The 12,533-nt window shown below is 58.1% G+C and carries 14 protein-coding genes; 12 read left to right on the top strand and 2 right to left on the bottom strand.

Annotation, left to right across the window (positions count from 1 at the left end):
• The first annotated feature begins 44 nt into the window (after positions 1-44).
• Positions 45-1,613, top strand: a complete 1,569-nt coding sequence (locus IM282_RS03410) for a methyl-accepting chemotaxis protein (protein ID WP_192970117.1) — start codon at positions 45-47, stop codon at positions 1,611-1,613.
• A 39-nt stretch (positions 1,614-1,652) separates the two neighbouring features.
• On the opposite strand, the gene fbp is transcribed toward IM282_RS03410, so the two are convergent.
• Complete coding sequence (gene fbp, locus IM282_RS03415) at positions 1,653-2,651, bottom strand: class 1 fructose-bisphosphatase (protein ID WP_022646858.1); 999 nt, start codon at positions 2,649-2,651, stop codon at positions 1,653-1,655.
• Between the two features lie 179 nt (positions 2,652-2,830).
• Between fbp and mpl the strand changes: the two genes are divergently transcribed.
• Positions 2,831-4,204 carry a UDP-N-acetylmuramate:L-alanyl-gamma-D-glutamyl-meso-diaminopimelate ligase gene (gene mpl / locus IM282_RS03420; RefSeq protein ID WP_022646859.1) on the top strand — a complete coding sequence of 458 codons (1,374 nt, stop codon included), beginning with the start codon at positions 2,831-2,833 and terminating at the stop codon, positions 4,202-4,204.
• 86 nt (positions 4,205-4,290) lie between these two features.
• Here mpl and yjgA read toward each other — a convergent pair whose 3' ends face one another.
• Positions 4,291-4,842 carry a ribosome biogenesis factor YjgA gene (gene yjgA, locus IM282_RS03425; RefSeq protein ID WP_003856072.1) on the bottom strand — a complete coding sequence of 184 codons (552 nt, stop codon included), beginning with the start codon at positions 4,840-4,842 and terminating at the stop codon, positions 4,291-4,293.
• A gap of 95 nt (positions 4,843-4,937) precedes the next feature.
• Here yjgA and pmbA point away from each other — a divergent pair, with 95 nt between their 5' ends.
• The 10 genes from pmbA (at position 4,938) to IM282_RS03475 (ending at position 12,512) form a co-directional block, all read left to right on the top strand.
• Positions 4,938-6,290 (top strand): metalloprotease PmbA, encoded by a 1,353-nt coding sequence (gene pmbA / locus IM282_RS03430; protein WP_023299182.1) that lies wholly within the window; start codon positions 4,938-4,940, stop codon positions 6,288-6,290.
• A 42-nt stretch (positions 6,291-6,332) separates the two neighbouring features.
• Positions 6,333-6,719: a cytochrome b562 gene (gene cybC / locus IM282_RS03435; protein ID WP_022646861.1), complete on the top strand. Its 387-nt coding sequence runs from the start codon at positions 6,333-6,335 to the stop codon at positions 6,717-6,719.
• Between the two features lie 310 nt (positions 6,720-7,029).
• Positions 7,030-7,368, top strand: a complete 339-nt coding sequence (locus tag IM282_RS03440) for a PRD domain-containing protein (protein ID WP_026080657.1) — start codon at positions 7,030-7,032, stop codon at positions 7,366-7,368.
• Positions 7,369-7,378: 10 nt separating this feature from the next.
• Positions 7,379-7,741: an SFCGS family glycine-rich protein gene (locus IM282_RS03445; RefSeq protein ID WP_006810339.1), complete on the top strand. Its 363-nt coding sequence runs from the start codon at positions 7,379-7,381 to the stop codon at positions 7,739-7,741.
• Between the two features lie 2 nt (positions 7,742-7,743).
• Positions 7,744-8,043, top strand: a complete 300-nt coding sequence (locus IM282_RS03450) for a DUF4312 family protein (protein ID WP_006810338.1) — start codon at positions 7,744-7,746, stop codon at positions 8,041-8,043.
• A gap of 22 nt (positions 8,044-8,065) precedes the next feature.
• Positions 8,066-8,842, top strand: coding sequence for a DUF4311 domain-containing protein (locus IM282_RS03455; RefSeq protein WP_006810337.1), 777 nt, complete (start codon positions 8,066-8,068; stop codon positions 8,840-8,842).
• A gap of 13 nt (positions 8,843-8,855) precedes the next feature.
• Positions 8,856-9,497: a DUF4310 family protein gene (locus tag IM282_RS03460; protein ID WP_003856081.1), complete on the top strand. Its 642-nt coding sequence runs from the start codon at positions 8,856-8,858 to the stop codon at positions 9,495-9,497.
• A gap of 42 nt (positions 9,498-9,539) precedes the next feature.
• Positions 9,540-10,673, top strand: coding sequence for an amidohydrolase/deacetylase family metallohydrolase (locus tag IM282_RS03465; RefSeq protein ID WP_032625226.1), 1,134 nt, complete (start codon positions 9,540-9,542; stop codon positions 10,671-10,673).
• A complete protein-coding gene (locus tag IM282_RS03470) occupies positions 10,657-11,775 on the top strand; it encodes a DgaE family pyridoxal phosphate-dependent ammonia lyase (RefSeq protein WP_163347067.1) in 1,119 nt (372 codons plus the stop codon). Before IM282_RS03465 ends, IM282_RS03470 begins: the two co-directional genes overlap by 17 nt.
• Entirely contained in the window at positions 11,772-12,512 is a 741-nt protein-coding gene (locus tag IM282_RS03475) for a KDGP aldolase family protein (RefSeq protein WP_045307827.1), read from the top strand. Before IM282_RS03470 ends, IM282_RS03475 begins: the two co-directional genes overlap by 4 nt.
• Positions 12,513-12,533 lie beyond the last annotated feature (21 nt).

Consider the following 12,533-nt stretch of genomic DNA (forward strand, 5'->3'; position numbering starts at 1 on the left):
TCTTTTTTTATGCCCAGAAATATCTCGCTACCGGAAATAACATCATGCTTAAAACGCTATCGATTCGTACCGGCTTGCTCTCTTTACTGGCCGTTATGACCCTTCTGCTGCTGATTGTCAGCGGCATTGGCATTTATGCCCTTACGCAAAGTTCCGCTTCTCTCCAGCGCATCAATCATCTTCAGGGTGAACAGATGGTGCAGCTGAATGCCGGCTATACGCTGATCCTGCGCGCGCGTAACGAAGCGGGACAGGCCGTCCGCATGATGGAGGTCGGCCTGCTGGACGATGCGGCCAGGGCGGTCAAAACCATTAACCAGGAAGTGGCGCTGGCACAGAAAACGCTGAAGGGCGTGATCGGCGGCGGCGTGGCGGATGAGCAGGGGCAAAAGCTGCTGGATAACGTCGCCGCGAGCCTGGCGGTGTACAGCCAGCAGGGTATCAGCCCGATGCTGAAAGCCCTGAACGAGCAAAGTGCGGACGGCTATTACGATCTGCTGGAAAGCAAGCTGGTCCCGGTGGCGAAGCAGTTTGATAACGATATGCAGGCGTTCCAGACGTGGAGCGAGGCGCGCGGCAAAGCGGAGGTGAGCGCCGTGCAGGCGAGTAAAACCCGTGTGCTGATCCTGATTATCGTCGCGGCGCTGCTGACGGCAGGCATTATCGTGCTGGCCTGGCTGGTGCTGCGCCATATGCTGCTCAAGCCGCTTTCAGCCTCAATTGTCCAGCTGGAGCACGTAGCGGCCGGGGATTTAACCCACACCCTGAACGCGCCCGCGAGCCAGGAATTTAATCGCCTCAACGCGGTCATCGAAGAGATGCGCCAGTCGCTGATGAATTCCGTTCTGCGGGTGCGTGACGCCAGCTCGCAGATTGATACCGGCAGCCGCGAGCTGACGGCAGGGAACCTGAACCTGGCCCAGCGCACGGAATCCACCGCCACCTCGCTGGAGCAGACGGCCGCCAGCATGGAAGAGATCACCGCCACGGTGAAACTTAACGCCGATAACGCCGGGCAGGCGCACCAGCTGGCGCAGTCGGTCTCCGATACCGCCGATCGCGGCAGCGAAATGGTCTGCTACGTCATCGAGAAGATGCGCGACATCGCCGGCAGCTCGACGCGCATCGCCGATATCCTGAGCGTCATCGACGGCATTGCCTTCCAGACCAATATTCTGGCGCTGAACGCCTCCGTGGAAGCGGCGCGCGCGGGCGAGCAGGGACGGGGTTTTGCGGTCGTGGCGGGTGAGGTGCGCAATCTCGCCAGCCGCAGTGCCGATGCGGCGAAAGAGATCCGCTCGCTTATCAGCGATTCGCAAACCCAGGTGAACGAGGGCAGCGAGCTGGCGCAACAGGCCGGTGAGACGATGGACGAGATCGCTACCGAAGTGCTGCGTATGACCAAACTGATGCGAGAAATTGCGACGGCGTCTCAGGAGCAGAGCCGCGGTATTGAGCAGGTTAACATTGCCGTCAATCAGATGGATGAAACGGCGCAACAAAATGCGGCGCTGGTTCAGCAGTCCTCTGTGGCAACGCGTTCCCTGGAGGAACAATCGCGCGAGCTGATGGAGGCGATGGCATCCTTCAAACTGACGGCGCAAACGGCATGATAAAAATAGGGGAGCCTGTCGGGCTCCCCTATTTACGCGTTACGCGTCCGGGAATTCGCGGATCATGCGTTCAACGTCTTCCACCATGTGGTCGTTGCCGACAAAGAACGAACGGCGCTGGTGCAGGCTTTCCGGCACGATATCCAGAATACGCTCTTTACCGTCACTCGCTTTGCCGCCTGCCTGTTCGGCCAGGAATGCCATCGGGTTGCACTCGTACAGCAGACGCAGTTTTCCGTCCGGGTGGCTGGCGGTGCTTGGGTAGAGGTAAATACCACCCTTCAGCAGGTTACGGTGGAAATCCGCCACCAGCGAGCCGATATAGCGCGAGGTGTACGGGCGCTGGGTGGCTTTATCCTCTTCCTGGCAGAATTTGATGTACTTCTTCACGCCATTCGGGAATCGGATGTAGTTGCCTTCGTTGATGGAGTAGGTATTGCCCTTCTCCGGGAAGCGCATGCGCTCCTGGCTCAGACAGAAAACGCCCAGCGACGGATCGTAGGTAAAGGCGTGCACGCCGCAGCCGGTGGTGTACACCAGCATGGTGGATGAGCCATACACCACGTAACCGGCAGCAACCTGCTTGCTGCCCGGCTGCAGGAAGTCTTCTTCCGTCACCGGTGTGCCAACCGGGGTGACGCGACGGTAGATGGAGAAAATGGTACCGACAGAAACGTTAACGTCGATGTTGGAGGAGCCGTCCAGCGGATCCATCAGAACAACGTATTTTGCGTGTTCACACCCTTCGAATACGACGATCTCATCTTCTTCTTCAGAGGCGATACCCGCAACGATGTCGCGCGCGCGCAGTGCTGCTTTCAGTTTTTCATTGGCGAACAGGTCGAGTTTCTGCTGAACCTCACCCTGAACGTTCTCGGCACCGCTGGCACCCAGGATATCGACCAGACCGGCCTTGTTGATATCGCGGTGGATGATCTTAGCGCCCAGCTTTATTGCCGACAGCAAAGCAGTGAGCTCACCCGTAGCATGAGAGAACTCGTGCTGCTTTTCGACAATAAATTCACCTAACGTTTTCATAACACTTTCCCTGCATCTTATGTTGAGTAAAGCGGTTGATGTCCAACAATCTTAACAAACATTCAAATATTAGCGCAGAGGTGAATCGCGCCAGCAAAATACGGATTTACCTGAAATGCGTTTCACAGCCGCTGACATGTGAGTAAAATGTGCGCCACATTGAAGAAGGATAGTGACGTATGCGCATTCATATATTGGGGATTTGTGGCACTTTCATGGGCGGACTGGCAATGCTGGCGCGCTCGCTGGGCCATGAAGTGACAGGTTCGGACGCCAATGTGTATCCGCCGATGAGCACGCTGCTGGAGAAGCAGGGGATTTCTCTGATTCAGGGATATGACGCCAGCCAGCTCGAGCCGCAGCCGGATCTGGTGATCGTTGGTAACGCCATGACCCGTGGGAATCCATGCGTTGAAGCGGTGCTGGAACGTAATATCCCGTACATGTCTGGCCCGCAGTGGCTGCATGACTTTGTCCTGCGCGACCGCTGGGTTGTCGCCGTTGCCGGGACGCACGGCAAAACCACCACCGCCGGTATGGCGACCTGGATCCTCGAAGCCTGCGGCTACAAGCCGGGGTTCGTGATCGGCGGCGTGCCGGGGAATTTCGACGTCTCCGCGCGTCTGGGCGACAGCCCGTTCTTTGTGATTGAAGCGGATGAATACGACTGCGCGTTCTTCGACAAGCGCTCCAAGTTCGTGCATTACTGCCCACGCACGCTGATCCTCAACAACCTTGAGTTCGATCACGCGGATATCTTTGACGACCTGAAAGCGATTCAGAAACAGTTCCACCATCTGGTGCGCATTGTTCCGGGTCAGGGCCGCATTATCCTGCCGGAGAACGATATCAACCTGAAGCAGACTATGGCGATGGGGTGCTGGAGCGAGCAGGAGCTGGTTGGCGAGCAGGGGCACTGGCAGGCGAAAAAGCTCAACGCGGATGCTTCCGAATGGGAAGTGCTGCTCGACGGCGAAAAAGTGGGCGAAGTGAAGTGGGGCCTGGTGGGCGAGCACAATATGCACAACGGCCTGATGGCGATCGCCGCGGCGCGTCACGTGGGCGTACTGCCTGCGGATGCCGCCAATGCGCTGGGTTCATTCATTAACGCCCGCCGCCGTCTGGAGCTGCGTGGTGAAGCGAATGGCGTGACGGTGTACGACGATTTCGCGCACCACCCAACCGCCATTCTGGCGACGCTTGCCGCATTGCGTGGCAAAGTTGGCGGCACCGCGCGTATTCTGGCCGTGCTGGAACCGCGTTCGAACACCATGAAAATGGGGATATGCAAAGACGATCTCGCGCCGTCCTTAGGGCGTGCCGACGAGGTCTTCCTCCTGCAACCGCAGCATATTCCGTGGCAGGTGGCCGAAGTGGCCGACGCCTGCATTCAGCCAGCGCACTGGAGTGCGGACGTGGATGTCTTAGCGGATATGGTGGTGAAAGCCGCACAGCCTGGCGATCACATTCTGGTGATGAGCAACGGCGGGTTTGGTGGGATCCATCAGAAGCTGCTGGACGGTCTGGCGAAGAAAGCCGCGGCCGCAGAGTAAAAAAAGGCCCGGTGGCGTTAGCGCTTACCGGGCCTACATTATCTCTTCTCCCTCTCCCCTTTGGGGAGAGGGCTGGGGTGAGGGGTTTACTCTTCGTTCTCAGACAGCTCGCGCAGATACTGGAAAATCAGACGCGCAGACTTCGGCGGCTTATTCCCTTCTTTCTCTTTCTTCGCGTTACGGATCAAAGAACGCAGCTGCTGGCGGTCGGCATTCGGCCACAGGTTCAGCACTTCAGGTACCGCGTCATCACCTTGCTCGATCAGACGGTCGCGGATCTGCTCCAGCTTATGGAACAGCGCAACCTGCTGGTTGTGGCGGTTCTTCAGTTTATCCAGCGCCTGACGGATCGGCTCAACATCGCGCTGACGCAGCAGTTTCCCGATAAGCTGAAGCTGGCGGCGACGCCCTTCTTTCTTGATTTTCTGTGCCAGTTCAATGGCATCACGCAGATCCTGGTCGAGCGGGATCTTATCCAGCGCGTTCTTACCCAGTTCTACCATTTCTGCGCCAAGCTGTTTTAACTCTTCGGCGTCACGTTTAATTTCACTTTTACTGACCCAGATGATCTCATCATCTTCGTCTTCGATGTCATCACCGGGAACGTCGTCGAGCCAGTCTTCGGGCTGCTTAGTCATGTCAGGCTCCTTAAAAAAAGAGGCTAATGTTACCAGTTAAGACGCGCACTGAAAAACGGTTCTCTGTTAGACTTCACTTAACTCTCTCTTACAGTATGGCATTTGCGATGAAAGTAACCTCACAAGTTGAAGCGCAGCGTAAGATCCTGGAAGAAGCCGTCTCCACCGCGCTGATGCTCGCTTCAGGTAAATCAGATGGCGCCGAAGTGGCGGTCAGCAAAACCACCGGCATTAGCGTGAGCACCCGCTATGGCGAAGTGGAGAATGTAGAATTTAACAGCGATGGCGCGCTGGGGATCACGGTGTATCACCAGAATCGCAAAGGCAGCGCGTCGTCTACCGATCTCAGCCCGGATGCCATCGCCCGTACAGTGCAGGCGGCGCTGGATATCGCGCGGTACACCTCCCCGGATCCTTACGCTGGCGTGGCTGATAAAGAGCTGCTGGCGTTTGACGCGCCGGATCTCGATCTGTTCCATCCGGCGGAAGTGACCCCGGATGAGGCCATTGAGCTGGCCTCGCGCGCCGAGCAGGCGTCTTTGCAGGCTGACAAACGCATCACCAATACCGAAGGCGGCAGCTTTAACAGCCACTACGGCATCAAAGTGTTTGGTAACTCCCATGGCATGTTGCAGGGGTACTGCTCAACCCGCCACTCGCTTTCCAGCTGCGTGATCGCCGAAGAGAACGGCGATATGGAGCGTGATTACGCGTATACCATTGGCCGCGCGCTGGGGGATTTGCAGTCTCCGGAGTGGGTGGGAAAAGAGTGCGCCGAACGTACGCTGTCACGCCTCTCGCCGCGTAAACTCTCCACCATGAAAGCCCCGGTCATTTTTGCCAACGAAGTGGCAACCGGTCTGTTTGGTCATCTGGTGGGGGCGATTGCGGGTGGTTCGGTGTACCGTAAATCGACCTTCCTGCTCGACTCGCTGGGCAAGCAGATCCTGCCGGAATGGTTGACCATCGAAGAGCACCCGCACCTGCTGAAAGGGCTGGCCTCCACGCCGTTCGACAGCGAAGGCGTGCGCACGGAGCGCCGGGATATCGTTAAAGACGGCATTCTGACCCAGTGGCTGCTGACCAACTACTCCGCGCGTAAGCTGGGGCTGAAAAGCACCGGGCACGCGGGCGGCATTCATAACTGGCGCATTGCCGGGCAGGGCCTGAATTTTGAACAGATGCTGAAAGAGATGGGCACCGGTCTGGTGGTCACCGAGCTGATGGGGCAGGGCGTGAGCGGTATCACCGGCGACTACTCTCGCGGCGCAGCGGGCTTCTGGGTGGAAAACGGTGAAATTCAGTATCCGGTGAGCGAAATCACCATCGCCGGCAACCTCAAGGACATGTGGCGCAATATTGTTACGGTCGGTAACGATATTGAAACACGCAGCAATATTCAGTGTGGTTCTGTATTACTGCCGGAGATGAAAATCGCCGGGCAATAATCCCCGTAAAAGCGTGATTTATAATAAAAAAGGAAGTGAGCAATGCGTAAACACCTGTTAGCGATCGTCGCGGCTTCAACGCTGGTTCTTGGTTCATCTGCGTTTGCTGCCGATCTTGAAGACAACATGGACATCCTCAGTCAAAACCTGAAGGTGGTGCAGAAAACCGACGATGCGGCGGAGATGAAAGACGCACTGACCAAAATGCGTGAAGCGGCGCTGGATGCGCAAAAAGCGACGCCGCCGAAGCTGGAAAGCAAAGCGGCGGACAGCGCCGAGATGAAAGACTACCGCCACGGTTTTGACGTGCTGGTCGGCCAGATCGACGGCGCGCTGAAGCTGGCGAACGAAGGCAAAGTGAAGGAAGCCCAGGCGGCAGCCGACCAGTTTGCGGCGACCCGCAACGCGTATCACAAAAAGTATCGTTGATAGTCTGGATGAGCGGGGCGCGTTAAGCATCCCCGCTCACACTCTTCTCCCTCCCCATAAGAAAACCTTATCCCCGTCACATTTCTACGAGCCTGCTCGTAATCTTTTCCACTCCGCTTACCTGTTTAGTGCCGCGTAATAGCGTGATATTCATCACGTAAATCCAGCGATTAATCCAGATTCACCGCATTTATGTGGCACAGATCACTGCCGCGGCTCGCCTTTCCACTTCGAAGTGGAAAACAACTCGCTACAAACAACGCCCCCTCGACGTTAGTTTTATTCCAGAGCCATTAACGGGGTAAGACGAGTGATTAACGGAGCGGTAATGAACGACGTTGGGGAACAGGCGGTGCAAACAGAACAGCTCGCGAACACCATGCTTCAGCAGGTCTACGCCCTGCTGGCCCGGCACAACATCATCCCCAACGCGGTACAGGAGCAGATGCTGACCTCCCACGTTCGCGCAATGGCGCACCGGTCTGTGACCGGCGAGCCGCTGCCGGAGGTTGAAGCAGAGCTGTTCGACGAAATTTCACCAGATTCAATGCAACTTGCCCGTGAAGTGGTAGCGCAGTTTGGCAATCTTCCTGATGAAGAAGCCTGGCTGCTCTCCGTTCACTTCGAAGTCGCGAAAGACAACCTTTAAGGAGCAACACATGGAACAGATTACAGTCGTGATTGGCGATCGCCTGGGTAAAGGTCAGAAAGTGGCTGCGGGTGTGGAAAAAGCCGGCGGACGCGCGGTTGTCGTACCGGGCATGGCAGCGGATATGAAGCTCGGTGACGTGATGAAAGCAGAAAACGCCACCTTCGGGATCTCGTTCTGCGGCAGCGGCGGCGCGGGTGCCATCACCGCCCAGACCAAATACGGCTACAAGGCCAAATACGGCATGCGCTCCGTGGATGAGGGGGTGACCGCTATCAACGAAGGCTGCAACGTGCTGGGCTTTGGCTTTATGGATAAAGAAGAGCTGGGCGAGCGTCTGGTACAGGCGTGGCAGAAGAAATACGGCGCGTAAGCATGAAAGAACAGTTCACGACCACGGTGAGAGTGAAGGGGAAGGGCGATGCCAAAGCGCGCGCCTTTGCCGACGCCCTCAACCACGTACAGGCCGCGGTGATGAAAGCCTCACCGCATATCTTACTGCGTATTGAGCCACAGGATGTGCAGGTTGTTCAGGCGCAAGAAGCGGTGCGAAAAGAAGCGTTTTTGTTCTTCTTTCTGCGTCGGGAAAGACGCACCTACAGCGTGGAGCTGGATGTGACCGTCAACGTGACCGCCATCAATCTCGACCAGGTGGATTTCGTCACGCAACGCTGATTATTCATAAAAGGGCAGACTGATGTTCTTAATTATATTAATAAAATCGCTCATCATTGGCGGCCTGGTTGGCGTCGGTGTTGGAGCCGGGGCTGCACGCATGTTTCATGCGCCTACCACTCAGGGTATGGGCGCGTTTCGTACATTGGGGGAACTGAACTCCTGTGAAGGGGATCCGGCGTCCCACTTCTCCTTTGGGTTAGGTTTCTTCTTTAACGCCTGGGCCTCTTCCGTGGCCGCAGGTGCCTTCACACAGGACGTTGACCACCGCATCATCCCGAACTGGGGTGCTGCTGCACTGATGATCAAAAACCGTAACGTCGGTGAAACGCTGCATGACCCGCGCAAAATGGCGATTGCCTGCGGCATTATCGGCATGATTGTCGTGACCTTCCTTAACCTGACCGCCTCCTCCGTTCCGGCTGCGCTTCAGGTCACCGCCGTGAAGGTGCTGGTGCCTGCCGCGAACCTGCTGGTCAACACCGTGATGCCGGTGATCTTCTGGCTGGCAGCCATCGACGCGGGTAAAAAATCGGGCTTCTGGGCCACCATCTTTGGCGGCGCAGCGCAGCTGATCATGGGTAACGCCGTGCCGGGCCTGGTGCTGGGGATCCTGATCGGTAAAGGCGTGGAAGAGAGCGGCTGGAACCACGTCACCAAAGTGATGATGGCGGCGATCGTCCTGCTGTTTGTGCTGAGCGGCTTCTTCCGCGGCTTCGACATGAAGATGATCGAATCCTTCCATCTGACCGTGCCGAACTGGCTCGATATGATCCACAACTCGCTCAGCGGTAAATAACAGGAGCCTCTAAATGGAACAGAATAAAGGTTTTTGGTATGCCGACTGGTCGTTCCCGATCTTCGTTGGCCTGCTCTCCTCCGGCGTCTTCGCCGGGACGCACATGTACTACCTCTACGGTATCGGCGCGTTTAACGAAGTGGCCTTCGTGGCAATGCTGAAAGCGGGAATCGATACCGGCGTTTACGGCGCGGTGGCGGCGTTCGGCGCAAGCTTCCTTTTCGCCCGTATCATCGAAGGGTCGCTGGTCGGGATTCTCGACATCGGCGGGGCGATCCAGACCGGCGTGGGCCTCGGCGTACCGGCGCTGCTGCTGGGCGCGGGGATCATGTTCCCGGTGACCAACTTTATTGCCTCGCTGATTACCGGCCTGGTGATTGGTCTGGCGATTGGCTACGTCATCATCCTGGCGCGTAAGTTCACCATCAACCAGAGTAACTCCACCTACGGTGCAGACGTGATGATGGGCGCGGGTAACGCCTCCGGCCGCTTCCTCGGGCCGTTGATTATCCTCAGCGCCATGACCGCCTCCATTCCAATCGGCGTCGGTTCCCTGGTGGGCGCGCTGCTGTTCTACATCTGGCAGAAGCCGATTACCGGTGGCGCCATCCTCGGCGCAATGATTTTGGGCTGGCTGTTCCCGGTCGCCCTTTAATACCTGCGGGCGCTTCGGTGCCCGCCTTATCAGGAGAACCCCATGTTTGATCTACTCCTGCGCCGTGCGCGCCTCGCCGACGATACCCTGACCGATATCGCCATTCAGGACGGGAAGATCGCCGCGACAGGCCAAATTGACGCTCCCGCTCGTAAAACGGTTGAGCTTAACGGTGACGTGTTCGTCAGCGCGGGCTGGATTGACTCCCACGTCCACTGCTACCCGAACTCCCCGATCTACCACGACGAGCCGGACAGCGTGGGCATTGCCACCGGCGTCACCACCGTGGTGGACGCGGGCAGTACCGGGGCCGACGACGTGGATGATTTTTACGCCATTACCCGCAAAGCATCCACCGAGGTGTTTGCCCTGCTGAACATCTCCCGCGTGGGGCTGATTGCCCAGAACGAGCTGGCCAATATGGCCAATATTGATGCTGATGCGGTGAAGCAGGCGGTGACGCGCTACCCGGATTTTATCGTCGGCCTGAAGGCGCGCATGAGCAGCAGCGTGGTCGGTGAAAACGGCATTACCCCGCTGGAGCGCGCGAAAGCGATTCAAAAAGAGAATGGCGACCTGCCGCTGATGGTGCACATCGGCAACAACCCGCCGAACCTTGATGAGATTGCCGAGCTGTTAAGCTCCGGCGACATCATTACCCACTGCTACAACGGCAAGCCCAACCGCATTCTGACGCCCTCCGGCGAGCTGCGCGCCTCCATTACGTCTGCGCTGAAGCGCGGCGTGCGTCTGGACGTCGGCCACGGCACGGCGAGCTTCAGCTTTGAGGTGGCGAAACGCGCCATCGCGATGGGCATTCTGCCGCACACCATCAGCTCGGATATCTACTGCCGCAACCGCATCAACGGCCCGGTCGGCTCGCTGGCAAGCGTGATGTCGAAATTCCTCGCCATCGGCATGTCATTGCCGCAGGTGATTGACTGCGTCACCGCCAACGCCGCCGACGGCCTGCGCCTGACGCGCAAAGGCCGCATTCAGCCTGGCCTCGACGCTGACCTGACGCTGTTCACCCTTAAACGCCAGCCGACGGTGCTGACGGATGCTGAAAACGACAGCCTGCAGGCTGAACACATTCTGGTGCCGCTTGCCGCGATCCGCGCGGGCAAGGGCTACATGACCGAACAAGGGAGCACGGAACATGCCTTCGATTTATGAGAAGTACAACTTAAAGCAGGTTATCAACACCTCTGGCCGCATGACGGCGCTGGGTGTCTCCACGCCGCGCCCGGAAGTGGTGCAGGCGGCGATGGACGGCATGAATCACTACTTCGAGATAAAGGATCTGGTCAATAAAACCGGCGAATACATCGCGAAGTTGCTGGAGGTGGAAGGCGCAACGGTGGTCTCCTGCGCGTCGGCGGGCATTGCCCAGTCCGTGGCGGCGGTACTGGTGAAAGACAGCGACTGGCTGCTGGAAAACCTGCACGTCACACCGATTGAGAACAACGAGATCGTCCTGCCGAAAGGCCACAACGTTAACTTTGGCGCGCCGGTAGGCACCATGGTAGCGCTGGGCGGCGGCAGGCTGGTGGAAGCGGGCTACGCCAACGAATGCTCTGCCGAACAGCTGGCGGCAGCGATCACCCCGCGTACAGCGGCTATCCTCTACATTAAATCGCACCACTGCGTACAGAAAAGCATGCTCAGCGTCGAGCAGGCGGCGGTGGTGGCGCGTAAACACGACCTGCCGCTGATCGTTGATGCCGCAGCGGAAGAAGATCTGCATACCTATTACCGCTCCGGCGCGGACCTGGTGATCTACAGCGGCGCGAAGGCGATTGAAGGCCCAACCAGCGGCCTGGTGATCGGCAAAACCCAGTACGTTGAGTGGGTGAAGCGCCAGACGGCGGGCATTGGCCGCGCGATGAAGGTGGGCAAAGAGGGGATCCTCGGCCTGACCTGCGCCATCGAACACTACCTGACGGCCACCAGGGAGAGCGGGGCCGAGATGGTGGCGAAGATGACGCCGTTTATTGACGCGCTCAACACCCTGAACGGCGTCACCGCCCGCGTGGTCTGGGACAGCGCGGGTCGCGATATCGCGCGCACCGAGATTAAGTTTGACGAAGCGACCACCGGCGTCGGCACCGGTGACCTGGTGAACGCGCTCAAGCAGGGCGAATACGCCATTTACTTCCGTGGCTATAAAGCTAACGAAGGGATTATCGAAGCGGATGTACGCAGCGTGAATGCTGATCAGCTGAACATCGTGTACCGCCGTATTAGCGAAGTATTAGGACAGGAGAAAAACGCATGAAACTGACCCCCAACTTTTACCGTGACCGCGTCTGCCTGAACGTGCTGGCAGGATCGAAATCCAACGCCAGCGCCATTTACGAGGCGGCGGAAGGTCATGTGCTGGTGGGCGTGCTCTCCAAAAATTACCCCGACGTGGCGAGCGCCGTCGCGGATATGCGCGAGTACGCGGCACTGATTGATAACGCGCTCTCCGTGGGGCTGGGCGCAGGCGATCCGAACCAGTCGGCGATGGTGAGTGAAATCTCCCGCCAGGTACAGCCGCAGCACGTCAATCAGGTCTTTACCGGCGTGGCCGCCAGCCGCGCGCTGCTGGGGCAGAATGAGTCCGTGGTCAACGGCCTGGTCTCCCCGACCGGCACCGTCGGCATGGTTAAAATTTCCACCGGCCCGCTGAGCAGCAACGCGCCGGACGGCATTGTGCCGGTTGAAACCGCTATCGCCCTGCTGAAAGATTTCGGCGGAAGCTCAATCAAGTACTTCCCGATGGGCGGCCTCAAGTGCCGTGACGAGTATAAAGCGGTGGCGGAAGCCTGCGCCCGTCACGACTTCTGGCTGGAGCCGACCGGGGGAATCGATCTGGAGAACTTTGAGGAGATCCTGCAGATCGCCCTGGACGCGGGCGTGAGCAAAATCATCCCGCATATCTACAGCTCGATTATCGACAAAGCCAGCGGCGACACGCGTCCGGAAGATGTGCGTACGCTGCTGGAGATGACGAAGAAGCTGGTGAAGTAGAACCTGCCCTTCACCCAGCCC

This window comes from Enterobacter cloacae complex sp. P29RS (genome assembly GCF_014893445.1).
Taxonomy (GTDB): Bacteria; Pseudomonadota; Gammaproteobacteria; order Enterobacterales; family Enterobacteriaceae; genus Enterobacter; species Enterobacter intestinihominis.

Coding starts and splice junctions, on each gene's coding strand:
- cybC (WP_022646861.1), top strand. CDS start 6,333: ATGCGTAAACACCTGTTAGCGATCGTCGCGGCTTCAACGCTGGTTCTT.
- pmbA (WP_023299182.1), top strand. CDS start 4,938: ATGGCATTTGCGATGAAAGTAACCTCACAAGTTGAAGCGCAGCGTAAG.
- mpl (WP_022646859.1), top strand. CDS start 2,831: ATGCGCATTCATATATTGGGGATTTGTGGCACTTTCATGGGCGGACTG.
- fbp (WP_022646858.1), bottom strand. CDS start 2,651: ATGAAAACGTTAGGTGAATTTATTGTCGAAAAGCAGCACGAGTTCTCT.
- IM282_RS03465 (WP_032625226.1), top strand. CDS start 9,540: ATGTTTGATCTACTCCTGCGCCGTGCGCGCCTCGCCGACGATACCCTG.
- IM282_RS03475 (WP_045307827.1), top strand. CDS start 11,772: ATGAAACTGACCCCCAACTTTTACCGTGACCGCGTCTGCCTGAACGTG.
- IM282_RS03410 (WP_192970117.1), top strand. CDS start 45: ATGCTTAAAACGCTATCGATTCGTACCGGCTTGCTCTCTTTACTGGCC.
- IM282_RS03450 (WP_006810338.1), top strand. CDS start 7,744: ATGAAAGAACAGTTCACGACCACGGTGAGAGTGAAGGGGAAGGGCGAT.
- IM282_RS03445 (WP_006810339.1), top strand. CDS start 7,379: ATGGAACAGATTACAGTCGTGATTGGCGATCGCCTGGGTAAAGGTCAG.
- IM282_RS03455 (WP_006810337.1), top strand. CDS start 8,066: ATGTTCTTAATTATATTAATAAAATCGCTCATCATTGGCGGCCTGGTT.
- yjgA (WP_003856072.1), bottom strand. CDS start 4,842: ATGACTAAGCAGCCCGAAGACTGGCTCGACGACGTTCCCGGTGATGAC.
- IM282_RS03460 (WP_003856081.1), top strand. CDS start 8,856: ATGGAACAGAATAAAGGTTTTTGGTATGCCGACTGGTCGTTCCCGATC.
- IM282_RS03470 (WP_163347067.1), top strand. CDS start 10,657: ATGCCTTCGATTTATGAGAAGTACAACTTAAAGCAGGTTATCAACACC.